At 36.3% G+C, this 20,897-nt stretch carries 19 protein-coding genes; 10 read left to right on the top strand and 9 right to left on the bottom strand.

The features are described from left to right. The first annotated feature begins 67 nt into the window (after positions 1–67). Positions 68–1,393, top strand: a complete 1,326-nt coding sequence (locus tag DWA31_RS03005) for an IS4 family transposase (protein WP_114325190.1) — start codon at positions 68–70, stop codon at positions 1,391–1,393. Positions 1,394–1,449: 56 nt separating this feature from the next. Here DWA31_RS03005 and DWA31_RS03000 read toward each other — a convergent pair whose 3' ends face one another. Further along, entirely contained in the window at positions 1,450–1,968 is a 519-nt protein-coding gene (locus tag DWA31_RS03000) for a hypothetical protein (RefSeq protein ID WP_114325189.1), read from the bottom strand. 336 nt (positions 1,969–2,304) lie between these two features. Between DWA31_RS03000 and DWA31_RS17760 the strand changes: the two genes are divergently transcribed. Together DWA31_RS17760 and DWA31_RS02990 are read left to right on the top strand one after the other, a co-directional pair. Then, on the top strand, positions 2,305–2,967 hold the full coding sequence (locus DWA31_RS17760) for a YehS family protein (RefSeq protein WP_425451851.1): 663 nt from the start codon (positions 2,305–2,307) through the stop codon (positions 2,965–2,967). 8 nt (positions 2,968–2,975) lie between these two features. Then, positions 2,976–3,311 (top strand): DUF5683 domain-containing protein, encoded by a 336-nt coding sequence (locus DWA31_RS02990; protein WP_114325187.1) that lies wholly within the window; start codon positions 2,976–2,978, stop codon positions 3,309–3,311. Positions 3,312–3,364: 53 nt separating this feature from the next. Here the strand turns inward: DWA31_RS02990 and ycaO are convergent, their stop codons facing one another. Next, the gene (ycaO, locus tag DWA31_RS02985; protein ID WP_114325186.1) at positions 3,365–5,101 is read right to left on the bottom strand and encodes a 30S ribosomal protein S12 methylthiotransferase accessory factor YcaO; all 1,737 of its coding nucleotides are present in this window, start codon (positions 5,099–5,101) and stop codon (positions 3,365–3,367) included. Positions 5,102–5,230: 129 nt separating this feature from the next. On the opposite strand from ycaO, the gene DWA31_RS02980 reads away from it, so the two are divergent. Next, positions 5,231–6,781 carry a cobyric acid synthase gene (locus DWA31_RS02980; RefSeq protein WP_114325185.1) on the top strand — a complete coding sequence of 517 codons (1,551 nt, stop codon included), beginning with the start codon at positions 5,231–5,233 and terminating at the stop codon, positions 6,779–6,781. 108 nt (positions 6,782–6,889) lie between these two features. After that, positions 6,890–7,306 carry a putative zinc-binding protein gene (locus tag DWA31_RS02975; RefSeq protein WP_210725532.1) on the top strand — a complete coding sequence of 139 codons (417 nt, stop codon included), beginning with the start codon at positions 6,890–6,892 and terminating at the stop codon, positions 7,304–7,306. A 126-nt stretch (positions 7,307–7,432) separates the two neighbouring features. Here DWA31_RS02975 and DWA31_RS02970 read toward each other — a convergent pair whose 3' ends face one another. The 3 genes from DWA31_RS02970 to DWA31_RS02960 all read right to left on the bottom strand — a co-directional run bounded on the left by DWA31_RS02970 (position 7,433) and on the right by DWA31_RS02960 (position 10,109). Further along, positions 7,433–8,593, bottom strand: coding sequence for a hypothetical protein (locus DWA31_RS02970; RefSeq protein ID WP_114325184.1), 1,161 nt, complete (start codon positions 8,591–8,593; stop codon positions 7,433–7,435). Positions 8,594–8,739: 146 nt separating this feature from the next. Beyond that, complete coding sequence (locus tag DWA31_RS02965) at positions 8,740–9,042, bottom strand: DUF3301 domain-containing protein (protein ID WP_114325183.1); 303 nt, start codon at positions 9,040–9,042, stop codon at positions 8,740–8,742. A gap of 14 nt (positions 9,043–9,056) precedes the next feature. Further along, positions 9,057–10,109 (bottom strand): DUF3549 family protein, encoded by a 1,053-nt coding sequence (locus tag DWA31_RS02960; RefSeq protein ID WP_114325182.1) that lies wholly within the window; start codon positions 10,107–10,109, stop codon positions 9,057–9,059. Between the two features lie 110 nt (positions 10,110–10,219). Between DWA31_RS02960 and DWA31_RS02955 the strand changes: the two genes are divergently transcribed. Together DWA31_RS02955 and DWA31_RS02950 are read left to right on the top strand one after the other, a co-directional pair. After that, positions 10,220–10,555, top strand: coding sequence for a YqcC family protein (locus tag DWA31_RS02955; protein WP_210725531.1), 336 nt, complete (start codon positions 10,220–10,222; stop codon positions 10,553–10,555). Then, positions 10,555–11,379 carry a tRNA pseudouridine(65) synthase TruC gene (locus tag DWA31_RS02950; RefSeq protein ID WP_114325180.1) on the top strand — a complete coding sequence of 275 codons (825 nt, stop codon included), beginning with the start codon at positions 10,555–10,557 and terminating at the stop codon, positions 11,377–11,379. The genes DWA31_RS02955 and DWA31_RS02950 overlap by 1 nt, the downstream gene beginning before the upstream one ends. Positions 11,380–11,382: 3 nt before the next feature. Here the strand turns inward: DWA31_RS02950 and DWA31_RS02945 are convergent, their stop codons facing one another. The 3 genes from DWA31_RS02945 to DWA31_RS02935 form a co-directional block, all read right to left on the bottom strand. Then, on the bottom strand, positions 11,383–11,823 hold the full coding sequence (locus DWA31_RS02945) for a hypothetical protein (protein WP_114325179.1): 441 nt from the start codon (positions 11,821–11,823) through the stop codon (positions 11,383–11,385). A 345-nt stretch (positions 11,824–12,168) separates the two neighbouring features. Beyond that, entirely contained in the window at positions 12,169–12,975 is an 807-nt protein-coding gene (locus DWA31_RS02940) for an alpha/beta fold hydrolase (RefSeq protein ID WP_114325178.1), read from the bottom strand. A gap of 161 nt (positions 12,976–13,136) precedes the next feature. After that, on the bottom strand, positions 13,137–13,310 hold the full coding sequence (locus DWA31_RS02935) for a DUF3545 family protein (RefSeq protein WP_114325177.1): 174 nt from the start codon (positions 13,308–13,310) through the stop codon (positions 13,137–13,139). A 402-nt stretch (positions 13,311–13,712) separates the two neighbouring features. Here DWA31_RS02935 and DWA31_RS02930 point away from each other — a divergent pair, with 402 nt between their 5' ends. Together DWA31_RS02930 and DWA31_RS02925 are read left to right on the top strand one after the other, a co-directional pair. After that, a complete protein-coding gene (locus DWA31_RS02930) occupies positions 13,713–16,244 on the top strand; it encodes a TonB-dependent receptor (RefSeq protein WP_114325176.1) in 2,532 nt (843 codons plus the stop codon). A gap of 289 nt (positions 16,245–16,533) precedes the next feature. Beyond that, a complete protein-coding gene (locus DWA31_RS02925) occupies positions 16,534–18,123 on the top strand; it encodes a tetratricopeptide repeat-containing sulfotransferase family protein (protein WP_114325175.1) in 1,590 nt (529 codons plus the stop codon). A gap of 339 nt (positions 18,124–18,462) precedes the next feature. Here DWA31_RS02925 and tal read toward each other — a convergent pair whose 3' ends face one another. After that, complete coding sequence (tal, locus tag DWA31_RS02920) at positions 18,463–19,452, bottom strand: transaldolase (RefSeq protein WP_114325174.1); 990 nt, start codon at positions 19,450–19,452, stop codon at positions 18,463–18,465. A 476-nt stretch (positions 19,453–19,928) separates the two neighbouring features. Here tal and yaaA point away from each other — a divergent pair, with 476 nt between their 5' ends. Then, entirely contained in the window at positions 19,929–20,711 is a 783-nt protein-coding gene (gene yaaA, locus DWA31_RS02915; protein ID WP_114325173.1) for a peroxide stress protein YaaA, read from the top strand. Positions 20,712–20,897 lie beyond the last annotated feature (186 nt).

Raw genomic sequence — 20,897 nt, 5'->3', positions numbered from 1 at the left:
AAAAAATAGATTGATTTTTAGCTGAATGAGATCAAAATCCGATGTTCACTCAACATCGGATTTTTTTATGCCTTTAGATTATGATCTTCACTCACTTGCAGCGTTCACTCCTGAGCACTTTAATGCTTTATCTGAAGTACTATCACCTGATTTAATCGATAAGTGCCTTAAAGAATCTGGCGTTGTAACCCTGAGAAAGCGTAGGCTTCCACTTGAAATGATGGTCTGGAGTATTGTTGGAATGTCTATGTTTAGGCATCTTCCGATGAGTGATATCGTCAATCAACTCGATATCATGCTTCCAGGTAAACGCCCATTTGTCGCACCAAGCGCAGTTGTTCAAGCTAGGCAGCGATTAGGTGCAGAGGTTGTTAAACGTATTTTTGAACAGACTCAACAACTATGGCATGAAAAAACACCATCACCTGATTTTTGTGGCTTGAAATTACTCGGTGTCGATGGCGTGGTGTGGCGAACACCTGATACAAAAGAAAATGAGCGTGCGTTCGGCAAGCTGCATAACGACAAACGTGAGTCTGCTTACCCACAAATCCGCATGGTATGCCAAATGGAACTGAGTAGCCACTTATTAACCGCCTCGTCGTTTGATAAAATAGCGACCAATGAAATGCGTTTAGCCGCTGACTTAATTCCTTCTACCCCTGATAATTCGTTAACCCTATTTGATAAGGGATTTTATTCACTTGGGTTATTGAATCAGTGGCAAAATACCGGTGTAGCGCGCCACTGGCTTATTCCGTTGAAAAAAGGGACACAGTTTGAAGTCGTTCAAAAGTTAAGTGCGCGCGACCAAGTAATTCGTTTAAAAACAACACCGCAGGCAAGAAAGAAGTGGGATGACTTACCGGCGACGGTAGATGCTCGTTTGGTAAAGCGTATTATTAACGGTAAATCCTATTCGATACTTACCTCAATGACAGATCCACTTCGTTACCCTGTTGCTAATATTGCAGATTTATACGCACATCGTTGGGAGATTGAGTTAGGGTTTAGAGAGATGAAGCAGTATATGTTACGTAACCTGCTGACACTACGAAGTAAAAAGCCAGAGATGATAGAACAAGAATTATGGGGTGTTTTACTTTCATATAATTTAATCCGCTTTCAAATGGCTAAAATGGCACATAGCTTAAAGGGTGTAATGCCTTATCAACTTAGTTTTAACCGTGCATCGGCTTATATAATCCAAGAGTTAACAATGCTCCCATTTGTCTCACCAGGGAAAATCCCTAAGATAGTTAATAGCTTGCTTGATATGGCAGAGGCATTTGTATTGCCAGAACGACGAGAAAGGAGCTATCCTAGAATAGTAAAGGCTAGGCCTAAACGATATGCAGAAAAAAGAAGCAAAAAAATGCCAGTCAGCTCTTAACTGACTGGCATTAAGCTTAAAAGCTCGTTTTTTATTTTAGGGAGAGATTAATATAATTAATTAGGGTTACCAATATAATAATAAATAGTCCATTTTTCACCAAAAAGGCTATCAAGTGGGATAATATGAGTTGATAAGGAAACTTGCTTGTTAGGTGTTGTAAAAATACTTTTACGTCCTTTATCTGCCGTTCTCTGCTCTTCAGTCATCTGCCAATCACTACCTAAGCACTGCTGAATAGTTCGTTGTGCATTAGTATAATAATTTTCAGCAGTATCTTTGTCGTTGGCTGTTATATTACAAGCATACGTTGTTTGTGAATTACCCCAAGTCCAAATATGACAATTCTCGCCGATAACATTATATTTTGCCTTCCATGTATTACTTACTCTCGCTTTGATTTTTGTCATTTTTACCTGTTCAAAACCATCGTCATAAGCATTAATCAACATCGATATTTTTTGACATGGGTTTGTTACAGGTGCTAATTTATTCTGTGCTATAGTATTTTGATTAACACAAGCGCTGAGCAATAAGGGTGAAAAACCTAAAGATAATTTTATGTATTTATTCATGTACATAGCTTCCTGCTATCAAAAAGGTAGTGATGAATTAAATAATACAAAATTATTTAATATTTTCATATAAAAACCTCGATTTTAATAGTAATGAAAAAATGTTAAAATACTTAAGTAAATCACAACAACTTACCCAGTTTACACAATGATGTTATCTCGACTGCTTTCTTTTATACGGATCTTATGCATCAATGCATAGAACCAAACTTAGAGATGATTATCTGTGAGCAAATACAATATTTTTTGTAAAAACTCTTATCATAGGAAAACCTTTTGAATAATAATGACGTACTACGCCGCTTACGCTATACCTTTAATTATAATGACAAGCAAATGATTGCTTTATTTGCCTCTGCCGGATTACAGGTAAGTAGAGAGCAAGTGAGTCAGTGGCTAAAAAAAGATGATGATATAAATTTTGTAAATTGTATGGATAGCCAACTAGCGTATTTTCTCAATGGTTTTATTAATGAAAAGCGTGGCAAGAAGGAAGGGCCAAATCCAGTTGCAGAAAAGCGCCTTAGTAATAATATTATTTTGACCAAACTAAAAATAGCACTGAATCTAAAAGCCGAAGAATTAATAGCTTTACTTGGAAGTGTCGACTTTAGGTTAAATAAACCAGAACTAAGTGCATTCTCGAGAAAAACAGATCATAAACATTATCGTGAGTGTAAAGATCAAGTGTTGCGTAATCTTTTACAAGCTATTGATAAAAAGTACCATGTTGAGAGAACATCTAAATTTGTAAAAGAATCTGCTGATACGGGCAGAAATACCGATCATAAAACAAATTACAAAGGTAAAAGTAGCACTAAAAAAAGCACTAAGAGTATAAGTCAAAAAGAAGAACCTTTTGTTGAAGGGGCTAGGCCTAATGCAAGTGCTATATATGTTAATCCTAACAAAAAGCAAAGTGCTCAAGATAAAACTAAACGAGGTGTGCTAAAACTAAGGCCTGAAGATATTTATAAGCAACCAAGTAAAAAAAGCTAAGTTCACTTATGAATAAACCATTAAAAGCAGCTTTATTTTCAGCACTAATATTTCCTGGAGCAGGGCAATTGTTGTTAAAGAAATATATTTCAGCTATTTATTTTGCTATTTTTGCTGGTGTGGGTTTATATTTGTTATTTTCTAATTTGATGGCAAGAGCGCAAGATATTATTGATAAAGTTCAGCGTGGTGAAGTGTCTGCGGATCTAGCGACTATTACAGAGTTAGTTCATCAACAGTCGGCTATTGCTACAGAATCTTTAAGTCCTGCTTTGATAATTTTATTAGTGGCTTGGTTAGTAAGTGTAGTGGAAGCTTATCGCGTAGGTAAAAAAGAAGTTTAGTTGTAGGTCGGGCATTAGCCCGACACTACGAAGTTTGAAAACGTCTACTTACTTTACCAGTTGTTTCTCTTAGCTGCTTGAAGCTTTTCATAACCCTCTAGCAACTTACCATGGGTTTTAAAGCCTTCTAAGCCTAAACCTGGGCAATGTAAGCCATCAAAAATAACGTCACCTTCAACGATTGCTAAGCAGTTTTTCATCATCGCTTGGCCATACATTAGTCCAAGGGAGTTCAAATAAGGATTATATTCTCTGTCCTCACTCCATTTTATTTCTAATAGCGCTTGTAAACAACGATACTTACGGGTGTTTTCTTCATTATTTTGATCAAGGTGTAATGCCCAGTTAACCCAATCAATTGCTTGCTCGTCTTGAGCTGCAAGCGCTAGCATAGCCTTTACTTCGCCAAGTCGTAGGTCAAACCAAGTGGTGCCAGCATCTGGTGCTAAACCAATAAACTCTGCAGCTGCCATAGCATCGTTATAGCCTCCTTGATCAAGTCCATCAAGAATATCCAACCACTCATCCTTAGATGAATCTTTTAAGGTTAAAAATGCTTCACGAAATAAAGCCCCATCGTTATTGTTATTCCAAACAATTTCATCTACTGGGTAAATGTCTGACATACCCGGTACTAAAATACGACAAGCATACACATTAAGGTGGTTATAATCTGAGATATAAATATCGAAATCCATATCGTGAATTACTGATACTAAGTTGTCGTATTCAGTGCCAGTATCGGCATCAAAGTCCCAATCAACAAAATCATAATCAGGGGCGTCTTTAAAGAAGTCATATGAAATGAAGCCACTAGAATCGATAAAATGTAATTCAAGGTTATGAGGTGCAGCAATTTCTTCTTCATCAAAACTTGGCGGTTGAAAAACATCAAGTTGATCAAGGCTTCTACCTTGAAGTAACTCGGTGACGGTACGTTCTAGAGCAACTTCAAAACTAGGATGAGCTCCAAAAGAAGCAAAAACACTACCGTCTTTAGGATTGATTAACGTAACGCTTATTACGGGGTATAAACCACCTAATGAAGCATCACATACTCTAAGGTGATAGCCGTGGCTTTCTAGTTCACGAATGTCAGCTAAAATAGTAGGGAAACGCTCTAATACAGATACTGGAATTTCAGGTAAACAAATTCCTTCTGCAATAATTTTATTTTTTACATAACGCTCAAATACTTCAGATAAACTCTGTACACGTGCTTCATTTTTAGTATTACCTGCTGACATACCATTACTAACAAAAACATTAGCAATAACACTCACCGGAATGTAAATATCTTGTTGATCACGTTCTCTGGTGTAAGGTAATGCACAGATACCACGTTCACCAACGCCAGAATTCATGTCATAAAGTTTATCTACGGTGATCTCATTATTAGGATCAAAATACTGCCATAAACTTTCGTCCATAATGCCAGTAGGCATAGAATCATCTTCGCTGAAAAACCACTTTTCATTGGGGTAATGAACGAACTCACTTTGGCTTATTTTATCACCTAAGTAAAAGTCAGCAAAAAAATAGTTACAACTTAATCGTTCAAAATATTCGCCTAAAGCGCTAGCTAAACAGGACTTTGCCGTTGAGCCTTTACCATTGGTGAACATTAAACCACAGCTGCTGTCTTTAATGTGTACAGAAAAGCAGTTCTTAACGGGGTTTAACCAAGAAGCTTCTTCGATATCAAAACCCAATGATTTTAATTTTTCTTGCATGGTCGCAATAGAGGTTTCTAAGTCAGAATCTTTGCCTTTAATAAAGGTTTTTTCCATGAGGATATCCATTGTATATAGTGGCTACTAATTTATGAGGATGATTATAGCTGAAATAGTCATTTTTATAATGATTTAAATAACATAAAATATTCCCCAATTTAACATTTTGTAAACTAAGAGATTTTAATGAGTGATGAATATAGTGCTACCAATGTCAGTGCTAAAACCTTAATGATTCAAGGAACCACATCAGACGCAGGCAAAACTACGCTGGTGGCAGGTTTGTGTCGGCTATTTGCCAACCGAGCATTAAAGGTTGCGCCCTTTAAACCACAAAATATGGCGCTCAATAGTGCGGTAACCCCTTGTGGCGGAGAAATTGGTCGTGCTCAGGCATTACAAGCGAAAGCCGCATATGTAGAGCTTGATGTCGATTTTAATCCTATATTACTCAAGCCTAATTCTGATACGGGTGCGCAAGTTATTATTCATGGTAAAGCCATCACTCAAAATAAAGGTGTTATGGAGGCTGAGCAATATCACGATTATAAAAAAATAGCGATGAATGCGGTACTTGAATCACATCATAGATTAACTGAGCAGTATCAATTAATTGTAGTAGAGGGTGCTGGTAGCCCCGCAGAAATTAATCTTCGCGAGGGTGATATTGCCAATATGGGATTTGCTGAGACAGTTGATTGTCCGGTAATTATCATTGCAGATATTGATAAAGGTGGTGTATTTGCTCATCTTGTTGGCACATTAATGTTGCTTTCGCAATCAGAGCAAGACCGTGTTATTGGTTTTGTTATCAATCGTTTTCGAGGAGATATATCCTTACTTGAATCAGGTCTCACTTGGTTGGAAGAAAGAACCAATAAACCTGTTTTGGGTGTATTACCCTATTTACACGGCTTAGATATTTCGTCAGAAGATGCTCTTATAACGCAACAACAACTTAACAATAAAACGGAAAGTAAGCAGAAAGTTCGTATTGTCATTTTAGTTTTTCCACACATGAGTAACCACACCGATTTCGATGCCTTAAGATTACATCCGGAAATTGATTGCCAGTTTTTATTTGCTAAAAACCCACAAATAGCGGTGTCTATTCCTGCCTGTGACTTGATTATTTTACCTGGAAGCAAGAATGTTATTAGTGATTTGACTTTCTTAAGACATCAAAATTGGCACCAAGATATTGCTAAGCACCTACGATATGGCGGTAAAGTTATGGGTATTTGTGGAGGTTATCAAATGCTAGGGCAAACAATATCAGATCCCCATCATGTTGAAGGAAATATTACTTATTGTGAGGCGTTGAATTATTTTCCTATTACTACAGAGCTTAACACGAGTAAAACGTTAACGAATGTGGAAGGGCAGCTTTACTTGCAGCAGAGAAATGTCACCATTCGAGGCTATGAAATTCACGCAGGAATTAGCCAGTTTGTTAATGGATCTAAAGAAAAGTATCAAGCCCTACTTACTATTGAAGGCAAAAAGCATGGGTTATTGAGTGATGATAATCAAATAGCCGGTTGCTATTTACATGGTTTTTTTGATACGACAGAAGCGTTAGGACTTATTATTAACTGGCTTGGTAGTGATATTAATCAAGCTGTTAGCGTTGAAGAACTAGAAAATATAGCGATTAATAGAGTCAGTGACGCTTGTCAGCAATATCTTGATATGGAAAAAATAGAACAATTATTAAGTGATTGGTACAAATGTTGATGTAAATCAATTCATGCTTGTTTTGCCTTGTTACAATCATAAATTAGGCATTTTAAGTAGCCTGTTTTTAAGGCTATGCCACTAATAAGTTAAGAGAGAAATAGCCCCGTGTCTGATAATAAAAAAATCGAACAGAGTGACCAACAAAAAAAACCGATTGTTTATTCTTGCTCTGGTTGTTCAAATTTAGCGCAAATGGCGCATAATATCTCGTTAAACCTTGATGGTGATGGCATTGCTGAAATGTCATGTGTTGCCGGTGTTATTGGTAAGGTTGGCCCAATAATGGATTTGGCTAAATCAGGGCGTCCAATTATTGCTATTGATGGATGTGGCTTGTCTTGTACTAAGTCATGCCTTGAAGCTAGTGGTTTAAAGGCAGATCATTATTATCTAATTAGTGATTTAGGTTTTGAAAAACGAAATAAATGGAATGATTCATTAACTGAAAATACTATCGCAATGAAAAGTATTTATGATCAGTTATTTGAAGTAGGTATAGGTTTTAAGCAACAATCTAAGTAATCAGGTGGCCACTTCGAATATCAAGTTATAAATTTTGATACTCGCCTAAAACATTGCGGTAGTAACGTCAGTATAGATTCTGGCGTTATCGTTACTCGTGATAATTAGAGCGAAACCACTGAGATGCTAATATTCTACCCAATCAGCATAATGTTTATTCTGTCCTAAAGCCGCTTGGCTGCCTTTTAGTGAAAAATTATACCCACATAAAGAAAAGCTTCCGCGAAACGCTAGCGCTTGAATCAGAGCTTTACTATCAAGCGGTGAGAAGCTAGCAAAGTAATTATTGTAAACTCCGCTAGTCACGGTGGTACTGTTTTCTACTTGTACCATCAAAGTTCGAATAGGATTACCTTTATTAAAGCTAATTTGTTGGCAACTCTCATCGCCTTGTGCGCTTGATTGCGACCATAATAAAGGGGAGGTCACTTCATCTGCTTGCCAGTTAATGATTATTCCTTGGTGCTGAGATAAAAGGAGTGAAAAATTATCAGGCATGGCCAATGGGTGCTTTCGCTCAATAACATCTTGGGTAGTTTCAATTGATTTAACCGATTCTTGTATTGTTTGTACTGGTTCATTGTCCGATAAATAATCCATAAGCCAAGATGTACAAACACTGACTAATGTTGTTGTTAATATTATTGCAATGACCAGCTGAGCTTTTCTGTTTTTTATCAGTTTTAAACGAATTACTTCACCTAAATCTATTTGCTGCTCGCTTTTATTATAAGGTGATGTAGTCTCGTGACTTTGCCACACGACTTGCTCATCGCTACTAAGGCTTTGTGAATTAAGGTTTACCGAATTATCGCCTACTAAAGTTGGCTCAATGCGAAATTTTGCTTTTTTTCCTTGATGTGCAATTTGCTGATATTCGGTCATATCAACAGGACCAAAATAGCCAAGGATATAGTTCTTAGGTGATGAGTTTTTCATACCAACACTAGGATAAGTTAATAATACAGCGAAGCAGAATGCAGGGATAATAAGTAAATAATAACTACTATTTTGCTCTGAAAAGATAATAGTTAAGGCGGTTAGAATGAATAGTAGATTAGGTACAAATAACCAATTTCTGTTGAGTTTTGCATCCTTTAGTCGGCGTAAGCTAGCCAAAGCAAGTATTAGGGTAAAGAAGGCTAAAATTGTAAGAGAGATAAAAGCTTTACCTGTGAAAGCAGATATTAGCATGATAAAAATCACATAAACGGCACTACAAATGCCAAAAAATCGGGTTCTATTATCAAACCCTTGCAAACAAAAAAGTGACTTTAAAAACTGCACGGTGTCTCCCTAGGAAAATGGATAAAAAATAAGATTTACAATGGAAAATGGTTCTTTACTAGCTGTTATTTTCATGCTTTATTAATTCTGGCTACCAGATCAACAGTAGGACTTATTATTTAATAATTGATTGTTAAAATATACATTTAATTTACTCGATAGGGTGGAATATCAACACTACCTAACTTTAAACCATACAAGCTTAAAACAGCATTATTGCTAGATTCGCCGTCACCACTAAACTCAAAATCAAATAAGCTAAACCAAACTAAGCCGTACTTTTTGTTAAAGGTTAATCGGCTTGACCGTCTAGCGATAGCGATAAATTGTAACTGACTTTGTTCACAATAATGTTTAGCGTGTACAAGTGCGGCTTCAGATACTTTTCTCAAGTAAATAAAATACCAAAAAATCAAACAAACCAGTAATAAATAATAGATGTTTTCCATATCCACTTTTGACCTTAATTAAATAACTGTCCTATTGCTTTTGATAATGCTGCACTACGTTCAGGCGCACGCATACACTGAAAAACAATGGGGCGAATAGCTGGTATTGATACAAGGTCTTTAAAAATACTATTAAATAGCGCTTGATCATCAGATAACACTAAGTGTTCGAAAAATGCCATTAAGTGCTCATCATTAGCAAGCGCTAGCCAACAGCGACCTGAAATAGTTATCAATAGCTCACTAGCGACATGCTTCTGCTGTAATAATTCAGCAACTAGTTTTTCTACATGCACGTGCTGACAATTACTGGCTAAACTACGTAGTAAATGTTGTTGCAACTGCATGTTAGTTTCAGTTGTAGGAGAAAGTTTACATTTTTCTTTGAATAAATTTAATAATGCATTTATTAAATCGACAGAAAAAACTTCATTCTCTAATGCGCCGCATAGCGGTAATAGCACTTCACTAGGAAGGTAAGGAAGTGCATTTATTAAAAGCTCACTGTTTTTTTCTATCGATGTTTCTTCTCTTATGCGTACAGCAAAGTCAGTAATTCCTTGCACGCCAACTGCTTGCCAATTATCCCAACCATTACTCCCTGTAATATAGCTTAAGAAGGGAGATAAATATTCACTTGGTTCTTGTTTTAACTCAAACTTTATTTTGCTATTTAATGCTGCCAATTTGTACTGTGCAGGAGTAAATAAATAGGGATTGTTTTTTAATAACTCTTCTTGATCTTTATTTACGCTTTGGGTTAAATCGGCACCTAATGCTTCAACAATGATAGCAATAAAGTGATTTCTTGCTCCTTGATTGAGTAAACCACGCTCATCAAGTGGTAATTTTAATAACCATAAGAAAGGCTGTGGCGATTGTTTTTGCCAAAAAGCAATAGCAATACAAGCATGCCCCTGTGACGGTGTAGGGTAGGGCATTTGGTTTAATTCAATTTTTTCAAAGTGTTCTTTTGATATTTTTTCTATTTTCCGACCTATATCATAAAGTCGAAACTGAGAATTTGAAGAGTGTAAAAGTTGTGAGATGGTATCGATAGTATCCATAGGTGCGCTAAACTGTTGAAGCCTTGTAGGAAAATAAATAGGGGATTGTGTTGAGTTGCTATTATAAGGATAATAGCGCCATCTAGCAAAACAAACATAACTCAGTTGATATGAGACTATCTAAAGAGCAGCAAACATCAATGTTGTTAGTTCAATTATTCCAAGAATTAAAAACGTTAACTTTATGGCAAAAGCGTCGACCTAATCTATGTGAAATGGCCAGTACATTACCTTTTCATTATGACACCTTAGCATTTGAACAATGGTTGCAGTTTGTTTTTATTGAACGTATCAGCTTAATGATCGAAAAAAATCAGCCATTACCAAGTGAAATTTCATTATTGCCTATGGCAGAAGAGTCGTTTAAAAACCTAGGTAATAAAGCGAATACGCTTCTGAATATTATTGGTCAACTTGATAGTTTACTTTCGGGCAGAAACATTTAATGGCTGATTTTACAAACACGATAGAAATTGAAGAAGCGGTAGCTGAAAAGCCCGTACTGACTATTCTTTATCAAGATGAACATATAGTTGCCATAGATAAACCTGCTGGTTTATTTGTTCACCGCAGTTTTATGGATAAAGATGAAATATATTTTGCTTTACAGCTTGTTCGCGATCAAATTGGCCAATATGTATACCCAGTACATCGATTAGACCGACCTACTTCGGGGGTATTATTGTTTGCGTTAAGTAAAGACGTTGCCCAAAAATTAAATGAAGCTTTCGCTGATAAATCGAATAGTTATGGAGTGGGCGAAAAAAATACTGAAACAGACTTAACTAAAACTTATTATGCTTTAGTTCGAGGGCATTTACCCATAACTAAGCAAGCTGAATTGATAGATTATTCGCTTAAAGAAAAATTAGATAAGCTTGGCGATAAAAATGTCAGTCGTGATAAAGCGCCACAATCAGCACAAACCCATTATCAAGTCATCAAACAAGCAAGTTTACCAATCGCTTTAGGGAAGTTTGATAGTGTTCGTTATTCTCTAGTTAAACTCTTACCCATCACAGGGCGACGCCATCAAATTCGTCGGCATCTAGCGCACTTGCGTTATCCTATTATCGGCGATATTAATTATGGCGATAATAAGCAAAATCCTTTTTTTATTCAGCATTTTGGTTTTAAACGTTTGATGCTTATTGCTAAATCTTTATGTTTTATTCACCCTATAACCAAACAAAAAATAATGATTACTGCTGAGTTTGATCAGCAATGGCAGCATGTTTTCACTGAACTAAATTGGTTGCTTGACGAGTAAACTTTACTGCGAACCACTAATTAATACAGCATTAATGTCTTGGTCAATTTGCTGAGTATATGCATGTATGGTTCTATTGCTTGAGTTATCAGATGCTTTATCACCTTTTATCATTACGCCGTTGTTTGCATAATTAGCAAAGGTATTAGCGTAATTTTCTCTTTCTTGTGCAAACGCTAACATCATTGCTTGATCTGCGGTCATCGGTCTATTTAAAAGTGACATCATTAATTGGTGATCAGAATTTAATGGCTTTTTAAGACTACCTTTGCTTATAGGAGTACATTGGCTATGAGAAAAATTAGTGTCGACATATCCTTGTGTATAACCATTATCTGATAATTGATTATTACTAACCTGTTCAGTGGAACTACAGGCAAATAAAGTTAAGCAAAGTAGTAAGCTAACACTTTTTTTTGCGGTCGTTAAATTTAGGGAATACATAATTAACCTTCACAGTATAAATATTTTCTATAACCATGAAAGGCAAGTGTTATGCCAACTGAATATTTGACGCGAGTTGTAGTCAATTGAATTACTGCAACACATTGTAAATAAATAGTAAATATACTTTAAAATATTATTTTAAATAAGGCTTTAATGACTACTTTATATTATTATTTAGTATCCAAAAATAATGTTTTTGTTTGTTTTATAACCGTCAATTTTTTGGTGTTTTCTCTTTTAGTAACATTTATTCTAAGCACTTTTGAAAGGAATCAAGAGGGGCATAGTCTAGTTTTTCATTAAGGGGTTACTAAATAATAGCAAATGTCGAGACTGGCTTTTTCATTCCGACCACAGTGTTATTGTATCAGCGATAAGTTGTGCGGTGTCTTCGGGGCGCTCAAGGGGAAACATATGACCACCTTGAGTTGTTTTAATATGGATGCTTTTATTTAACTTAACAAATTTTTTAAAATAAATGTGAGGAAGAACATCAGTTTTATCTGCATAGATTAAACTTGCAGGTACGTTAAGTTGGTTTTTATAACGAGAAAGATTTGCCGCTAAATTTCTAAAGATATCGGCTTCTACCTGTGCAGAAAAAACTAACTCTAATTGGTTATTTCGTTCAATGACGCCATGACTAATATAATCATCTAAACATCGCCTATCGAAATTTTTGAATAATTTTCTGTGGGCAAACAGTTTGGCAATATCAGTACCTAACGGCCAATGTGTGCGCCTAACTTTTGCTTTACCAGCGGGGCTAAATCTATCAATTAATCGCATTTTTTTAAGTAGTTTTACTGCCACTGCAGTGCTACCAGTTACAACAGGTGGATCTAACATGATCAAACCTTTAAATAATTGTGGTTGCTGGCAAGCAGCAATAAAGGCGATAACGCCACCAAAAGAGTGGCCAACATTAATAACTTGCTGTTGATTATTTATGACTAGTTGTTTTTTGACAAAATTAATTAGCTCATCAACCAAAGGCTGCCAATTATCTTTTACTGGGTAATGAGCATCGTGACCGTATTTTTCGTGGGATACAACCTGATACTCTTTGGGAAAATAATGAAATAGAGTTTGATAGCTTCCTGCTGGAAAGCCATTAGCATGGACAAAGTTAATAAGTGTTTTTGGCATTTAAACGCTAATGTAGATATATTATGATTAGAAAGTTAAACGCTTGTTTAAATTTTGTCAATACTGAATTTTGAGGAAAATACTCTACTTTTCTTTAGGCATTAAAAAACCCAGCTTAACTGGGCTTTTAATAACGAACAAACTGTTTAAGCGTCTACAGTTTAGAAATCTTCCAACATATACTCTAACGAGTCTTCATATATTTTTAATTCTTTTTCAAGTTGGAATTTATCTCTTATTTCTTCTATTTCACGCCATTTTCTTTTTTTACTGGACGCTAACTTTCCTTTTGCTGGTTGACTAATTGATCTTACAACTCTGTTTAAACTATCCATAAAGTACCCCTTAATAGACTTTCTTTGAAAAACACAAATCAACTACTTCTTTTTAATATCATATTTTTTAACCAATGAAAATAAAAAACGTAGAGTTTATATGAAAAATACACTTATTAAGTGATGAAACTATAGAAGAGGATATTAGTTTTTATTAATTATGCAGAACTTTGTATTACTGACCTGAAAGGTAGATAAAAAGGGTACTTCATGGATAAATTTAGCGACAATAGCTTTTAAATATGAGATCCTAAATATATGTTTTTTGTAATTAGATATCCATATTTTTGTGATAAATAAGCGGCAATGTTTACTGGTGAAGCTCTTTCTTATTAGAGTGCATATAATATAAACAAATAAAAAATAGTAGAAACAAATAAAAACTATACACAGGGGAAATAAATGAGAATCCATACTAATCAGACTTTTAAAAAGTCTGTGCTTTGTTTGGCATTAAGTTCAGCTTTTACTGCAAACGGATACGTTTTAGCAGAAGAGGCCGAAAGCAAAGCAGACGGTATTGAGCGTATTGAAGTGACTGGCTCGCGCCGCGCTTCAACAGTACAAGAAGCGCCAATGAATATCACAGCACTTGACGGTGATGTGATGAAAGATCAAAACATCACTCAATTATCTGACGTTGCTCGTTGGGTTCCAGGTCTAACTGTTCAGGATCAAGGTGGTCGTGATAACTCTCCTATTATCGTACGTGGTTTAAATACTAACTCATCTGGCCCGGATTCTGATGGCGGAACAGTGGCCACTTATGTAGGTGAAATTCCATTATTGGTTGATATGAAAGTTATTGATGTTGAACGGGTTGAAGTACTTATTGGTCCTCAAGGTACTCTATACGGTGCAGGTACGTTAGGTGGTGCAATTCGCTATCTTCCAAATAAACCTATTTTAGATGAAACATCAGGCTCTATTTATGGTGACGTATTTAACATCGCTCATAGTGATGACACTGGTGGTGAAGCAGGTTTTGTATTTAATACGCCATTAATTGATGACACCTTAGGTTTACGAGTTGCTTTTAATTATTTAGATGAGCCGGGTTATATTGATTATGCTTATACCGTCAAAGAAGGGGGTGTTTCATTGCCTGATCCTGATTGGTCTGATTCTGCTGCTGTTGAGCAAAATATTAAACGTGTTAATGATGTGAATAGCGAGCAAGCAACAACAGCGCGCATAATGTTACGTTGGCAACCAAATGATATTATTGATTCTACGTTATCGTATTTTTATCAGAAACAAGAAATAGGCGGTCGTTCTATTGTTCACGCGAATAGTTTAAGTAACACTAATCAGTTATCAACTATTATTGGCGATTACGACTCGGCTTATCGCTACCTTGAGCCAGCCGAAAATGAAGACTCTTTAGTGAGTTTAGAAATCACTGCTGACTTAGGCTTTGCTGAGTTAACTTCGGCAACAGGGTTTTCAAAATCTGAAACAAGTGGCCAACGTGATCAAACTGATTTACTCATTCGTTTAGATTATGGCTATGAAGAGTTTCCTGCTTTTTCTGCTTTTACCCGTGATGCCGATGAAACAGATACTATTACCCAAGAAATACGTTTAGTGTCTACTGGTGACTCAGCCTTATCTTGGATTGTCGGTGGTTTTTATAATAAATATGAAGAAAGTAGCTTTTCAAAAGAATTTACTTTAAATTATTCGGAATATGCCCTTAAAAATGGTGTCCCATGGTATGTAGATGAAGATACTGGTGAACGATTACCGCTTCTAGGTGAAGCAAGGCCTGATAGCTTAGAGTATATTCAGGTGAATAGTACAGAGATCATCGAAACGGCTTTGTTTGGTGAACTAAGCTATCAAGCAACAGAGCAATTATCTTTAACTCTTGGTGCGCGTTTTTATCAGTATGATGTGAAATCGAAATCAGCTTTTGATTTACCACTATCTAGCACGATTCTGGGTGATTATACTACTGATGAAATCAATCTCGATTTAGAAGAAACTTCAGCTGATGATGATGGCGATTTGTTTAAATTTAATGTTAGCTATCAATTCAATGACGATATTTTAGCTTACGCGACAGTAAGTGAAGGTTTTAGAATCGGTGGTTCAAATGGTGTACCAGCTTGTACAGCTGAAGATATTGAAACTAACCAACCTCTTTGTGGGCTACCGCATGAGGTGGTATTCACTGCTGACACCACCACTAACTACGAGTTAGGCTTTAAAAGTACCTGGTTTTCTAACAAATTTCACTTTAATGCTGCGTTATTCTTAGTTGAATGGAATGATGCGCAAATAACGGGTGCAACTGCTAATGGTCAATTGGGTATTATTTCAAATGCAGCCTCGGCAGAGTCAAAAGGCATTGAAATATCATCTCGGGCGATGTTATCAGATAGTTTGACCGCTTATGCAACTTATGCCTATACGCAAGTTGAATTAACTGAAGATGCTCCTCATTTATTCGGTGTGCCGAGCAGTGAAGAATACTTCCTTGAAGATAATCCGGAGGCTTTGCATAAAGATTATCATAATAATAAGTTTGATGCTTATGCTGGAGATCGCTTACCGGGCTCGCCTGAGCAGCAAGTTTCTTTGGGTTTAACTTACAGCACTGAAGTTTTTGATGATAAATTACTTGATGTTAACTACGGTTTAACTTACCAAAGTGATATGTACTCTAAAGTAGGCTTGCGTGATTTTGGTGAAGAAATACCCGGTTATGCGCTAAGTAATATTTCTGCGCGGGTATCAGGTGATGAATGGTCAGTTACCTTGTATGTTGATAACATGTTCGATAAGTATGCTTATACTTCAGTACGTCATAATGTCGGTATCATTACTGATGGCGTAACAAACGGCGTAGACATTCAACGTAATTATGGTCACTACTTGTTAACACCACGTAAGATTGGTTTACGCTTTGACTATATGTTTGATATGTAACGTTTGATAAGTCATGTCTTCGACATATAACCATTAACAGCTAAAATAACAAAGGCATTGAACTATTGGTTCAATGCCTTTTTGTTTGTTTTTCCCTTCGACAAGCTTCCTTCGACCCTTCGACCCTTCGACAAGCTCAGGACAAGCGGCTCAGGGTGAACGGGAAGCTCAGGATATTCGGAAATTCTTAGGGCGAACGGAATAAAACTAGGTGAATAATTACTATTTTGTAGTTAAATTTGTTTAAAGTAAACGCGTAAAAAGTACATTAGTTTAAGGTAAATTGTAAATGAAAAATAATATTAAGCAGTTACATAAACAGGCACAACAAGCGATTAACCAAGGGAAATATCAACAGGCACATCAACTTATCATTAGTATTTTATCGCAAGATAAATACTTCGCCGACGGCTATTTTTTACTGGCGATGATTGCTAGCGCGCACCACAATAATGCTAAAGCTATTGAGTTAATAAAACAAGCGATAGTGTTGGCGCCAGAGCAGGTTGAATATATTGCCCAATTAGCAAAGCATTATGCGCTTGTTAATGATCATGTCCAAGCATTACATCATGCTAACATTGCTGCAAACCTACCGACTAAATCAGCATTAACCCTTGATACACTCGGTGTTGCTTACAGTCAAATTGGGTTACATCAACAAGCAGTACCTTTTTTTAAACAAGCGGTAGCGGCCAATGAGCTTAATGGCATATTCTTTTTCAACTTAGGTGCCTCATTAAAGTTTACCGGTGACTTTAGTGGTGCTCGTAAAGCTTACGAGCAAACAATTACCTTAATACCTACTTATTGTAAGGCTCATGCGGCCTTAACCAGTTTAGGCGATATAACACCTACCAGTAATCATATTGAAAGGTTAACCAAACTTTATCAGCAGTTAACACAATCAGATGATTTACTCTATATTGGTCACGCATTGGCAAGAGAATATGAAGCACTTGGTGATTATGATAAAGCCTATCAATATCTTAGCCGGGCTAAGAAAACCAAGTTGGCACAATTTAATTATCAATTTTCTGATGATAAAAACATGTTTAATGCGCTAACTGAGTTTTTTACTACCTCAGAAATAAATAACTTAAATCCAGATGAATGCAATGCAGGATATGACTCGGACGAACCTTTATTTGTGGTTGGCATGCCTAGAACGGGCACTACCTTAGTAGAGCGAATATTATCAAAACACTCAGCGGTTACCAGTGCCGGTGAATTACAGCATTTTGGCTTGTTGCTAAAAGAATTATCTAAAACAAGCACTAATAAAGTCATAGATAAAGAAACGGTGATGGCGGCGGCGTCAATTAATTTTAACCAATTAGGAAAAGCTTACATTGATAGTACGCGCGCAATCACAGGAAGCACCGCTAAATTTGTTGATAAGATGCCGCTAAATGTTTTATATGCGGGTTTTATTATAAAGGCGTTACCCAAAGCAAAAATAATTTGCTTAGACAGAGGCCCTTTAGACACCATTGTCAGTAATTATCGACAATTGTTTGCCGTAAACTTTTCTTACTATAATTATGCCTACGATCTACAAACTACCGCACAGTTTTATCAGCAGTTTAAACAGCTAACCCAATTATGGTTAAGGTTATTTCCTGATAACTTTTATGTGGTTAATTATGAAAAACTGGTGAATAACCCCGAAGAAGAAGCCATAAAAATTATAGAGTTTTGTGGTTTAGATTGGCAAGAAGAATGTCTTGATATTCATAAAAATTTAGCGCCGGTAGCAACAGCCAGTGCAGTGCAAGTAAGGCAACCCATTAATAATAAATCAGTGGGTAATTGGCATAAATATCAAGGACAGTTAACAGAGGTTATTCGTTATTTAACAGAACAAGGTTTATTGTAAATGATCGCCTTTATTCATCCTAAGCTTGTCCGTTCGGCTATATTTATTCCGTTTGTCCTGAGCTTGTCGAAGGAAGCCTGTCGAAGGAAGCCTATTGTACTTCGACTGCTCGTACCTCGCGCTCAGCATGAACGGCTGTGTTTATTCAATTGTTGTCTTTATTCCGTTCGGCTATATTTATTCCGTTTGTCCTGAGCTTGTCGAAGGAAGCTTGTCGAAGGAAGCCTGTCGAAGGAAGCCTGTTGAAGGAAGCTTATTGTACTTCGACTGCTCGTACCTCGCGCTCAGCATGAACGGCTGTGTTTATTCAATTGTTGTTTTTATTCCGTTCGGCTATATTTATTCCGTTTGTCCTGAGCTTGTCGAAGGAAGCATCTCGGCTAATTGTTTCTCAAGCTTAACTTGATCGATTGCAAAGTTCTTAATACCTTCAGCCAGTTTTTCTGTTGCCATTGAGTCTTCATTCATCTGCCAGCGAAAAATAGCTTCTGTTAATGGTGTTTCTTGATTTGGCTGAGCTTCACCCACATTAAGTTTTTGTACAACTGTATCAGTGCTACTTGCTAGTTCATTCATTAACTGTGGGCTAATAGTTAGTCGATCACAACCCGCTAATGCTAATATTTCACCGATATTTCTAAAGCTCGCGCCCATTACTACGGTATTAAAACCATTGCTTTTGTAATAGTTATAAATACTTGTTACCGATACTACACCGGGATCTTCATCACTTGGGTATTCAGTACGTCCGGTATCTTTTTTGAACCAGTCAAGAATACGACCAACAAAAGGAGAAATAAGGTAAGCACCCGCTTCAGCGCAGGCTCTTGCTTGAGCAAAACTAAACAATAATGTTAGGTTACAGTTAATGCCTTCTTTTTCTAAGACTTCAGCGGCTTTAATACCTTCCCATGTAGACGCTAGTTTGATTAAAATACGATCGTTGCTAATACCTGCTTCATTGTACATAGCGATTAATTTATGTGCTTTAGTAATTGATTCTTTGGTGTCGAATGAAAGGCGGGCATCAACTTCAGTAGAAATACGGCCTGGAACTGTTTTTAAAATCTCTAAGCCAATTAAAACGGATAACTTATCTGCCGCATCAATCACTTGTTGATTAGCATCTGTTGATTGTGCTTTTGCCCATGTTACCGCATCAATTAAAAGCGGTTGATATAAAGGTAGTGCGGCTGCTTTTAATAATAAAGAAGGATTAGTTGTCGCATCCTGTGGTTGAAATTTAGCAATTGCTTCAATGTCGCCGGTATCGGCAACGACAGTGGTCATTTGTTTTAATTGTTCAAGTTGAGAAAGTAAGTTTGTCATGGCAGTACCTAAGCATATTGCAAAATAGAAATGGTTTAATTTAGTTGGGAAAATATTACACCATAAAAAGTTAAAAGTACGGATTTAAACGGCATTTGATACAAGTTTTAATGTTTTTTTTAAATAACCATTTACTTCAGTGCTGTATATACCCGTTCCAGTTGAAGATGCATGATTCAGCTGGAATTAGAAACACTTTTAGGCACAGGTTCATAGTTCCAGACTGAACCTAAGTACCTACATCCATGTACGCAAGGCATTGATTGAAGATAATGGTTGTTCAGGAGCACATTCTCCTGAATAACCCTTAATAAAAAAATGTGCCTTGATTATGAATCGCTCAGACTTCCTGAAACAAGCATCTTCAATTGGAGCGGGTATGGATAAGTTTAACGAGATAAGGCGCTATGATTGCTTTTATCCTATGATATAGTGATGTTATAAAAATGTATCCACATAAAGAATAGATAAATATTATGCTACTTGTCGTTTCTCCTGCGAAAAAATTAGATTTTGAATCCCCTTTAGCGACTACAAAAAATAGCCAAGCAAGTTTACTGGCTCACAGTGAAATACTGATGGAGCGTTGCCTTGAGCTTTCATCGGATCAAATTGCCTCATTGATGAAATTAAGTGATAAATTAGCAGGATTAAATGCAGCACGATTTGGTGAATGGTCATTACCTTTCACCCCTAAAAATGCTCGGCAAGCAGTGTTAGCTTTTAATGGCGATGTCTATTCAGGCTTAGATGCTAACTCTTTTAGTGATGATGATTTTAATTTTGCTCAACAACATTTTCGTATTTTATCGGGTCTATATGGTTTACTAAAACCCCTTGATTTAATGCAAGCTTATCGTCTCGAAATGGGCACAAAACTTGATAATGTTCGCGGTGCTAATTTATATCAATTTTGGGGAGATATCATTACTAATGAGTTGAACCAAGCATTAGCCGAGCAAGGTGATGATGTGCTGATTAACTTAGCCTCAAATGAATATTTTAAAGCCGTTAATAAAAAGTCTTTAAACGCGAGGATTATCACACCACAATTTAAAGATTGGAAAAATGGTCAATATAAGATGATCAGCTTCTTTGCTAAAAAGGCCCGTGGTTTAATGGCTCGTTATATTATTCAAAACAAAATAAGTAATGTTGAACAAGTGAAAGACTTTGATTTAGCTGGTTATCAATTTAGCAGCGATTTAAGCCAAGGTAATGAATTGATCTTTACCCGTAAAATAAATATTAATGAATGATAATGTGGCAAGTGACTAGTCTTAATACCTAGCCAGGAAAGCCAGTCACTATGGTTGCATTCACTTGAACAGCACTTGTTGATTTTTAATCTTTATTATTCTTAATAACGCAAGGTTATTTTAATTTTTTTATTAAGAAAACAATGTGCAATGTCAGTGTCGTAAAGTTAGTTTCAATTTATAAAA

The sequence above is a fragment of the Candidatus Colwellia aromaticivorans genome (assembly GCF_003333305.1).
In the GTDB taxonomy this organism is placed as follows: Bacteria; Pseudomonadota; Gammaproteobacteria; order Enterobacterales; family Alteromonadaceae; genus Colwellia; species Colwellia aromaticivorans.
This window is presented reverse-complemented; position numbering and strand designations above follow the sequence as displayed.

Excerpts from the sequence above, each read along its gene's own strand:
- DWA31_RS02960 (WP_114325182.1), bottom strand. The coding sequence starts at position 10,109 with ATGGATACTATCGATACCATCTCACAACTTTTACACTCTTCAAATTCT.
- DWA31_RS02955 (WP_210725531.1), top strand. The coding sequence starts at position 10,220 with ATGAGACTATCTAAAGAGCAGCAAACATCAATGTTGTTAGTTCAATTA.
- DWA31_RS03000 (WP_114325189.1), bottom strand. The coding sequence starts at position 1,968 with ATGAATAAATACATAAAATTATCTTTAGGTTTTTCACCCTTATTGCTC.
- tal (WP_114325174.1), bottom strand. The coding sequence starts at position 19,452 with ATGACAAACTTACTTTCTCAACTTGAACAATTAAAACAAATGACCACT.
- DWA31_RS02940 (WP_114325178.1), bottom strand. The coding sequence starts at position 12,975 with ATGCCAAAAACACTTATTAACTTTGTCCATGCTAATGGCTTTCCAGCA.
- ycaO (WP_114325186.1), bottom strand. The coding sequence starts at position 5,101 with ATGGAAAAAACCTTTATTAAAGGCAAAGATTCTGACTTAGAAACCTCT.
- DWA31_RS17760 (WP_425451851.1), top strand. The coding sequence starts at position 2,305 with ATGATTGCTTTATTTGCCTCTGCCGGATTACAGGTAAGTAGAGAGCAA.
- yaaA (WP_114325173.1), top strand. The coding sequence starts at position 19,929 with ATGCTACTTGTCGTTTCTCCTGCGAAAAAATTAGATTTTGAATCCCCT.
- DWA31_RS03005 (WP_114325190.1), top strand. The coding sequence starts at position 68 with ATGCCTTTAGATTATGATCTTCACTCACTTGCAGCGTTCACTCCTGAG.
- DWA31_RS02950 (WP_114325180.1), top strand. The coding sequence starts at position 10,555 with ATGGCTGATTTTACAAACACGATAGAAATTGAAGAAGCGGTAGCTGAA.
- DWA31_RS02980 (WP_114325185.1), top strand. The coding sequence starts at position 5,231 with ATGAGTGATGAATATAGTGCTACCAATGTCAGTGCTAAAACCTTAATG.
- DWA31_RS02930 (WP_114325176.1), top strand. The coding sequence starts at position 13,713 with ATGAGAATCCATACTAATCAGACTTTTAAAAAGTCTGTGCTTTGTTTG.
- DWA31_RS02925 (WP_114325175.1), top strand. The coding sequence starts at position 16,534 with ATGAAAAATAATATTAAGCAGTTACATAAACAGGCACAACAAGCGATT.
- DWA31_RS02990 (WP_114325187.1), top strand. The coding sequence starts at position 2,976 with ATGAATAAACCATTAAAAGCAGCTTTATTTTCAGCACTAATATTTCCT.
- DWA31_RS02965 (WP_114325183.1), bottom strand. The coding sequence starts at position 9,042 with ATGGAAAACATCTATTATTTATTACTGGTTTGTTTGATTTTTTGGTAT.
- DWA31_RS02935 (WP_114325177.1), bottom strand. The coding sequence starts at position 13,310 with ATGGATAGTTTAAACAGAGTTGTAAGATCAATTAGTCAACCAGCAAAA.
- DWA31_RS02945 (WP_114325179.1), bottom strand. The coding sequence starts at position 11,823 with ATGTATTCCCTAAATTTAACGACCGCAAAAAAAAGTGTTAGCTTACTA.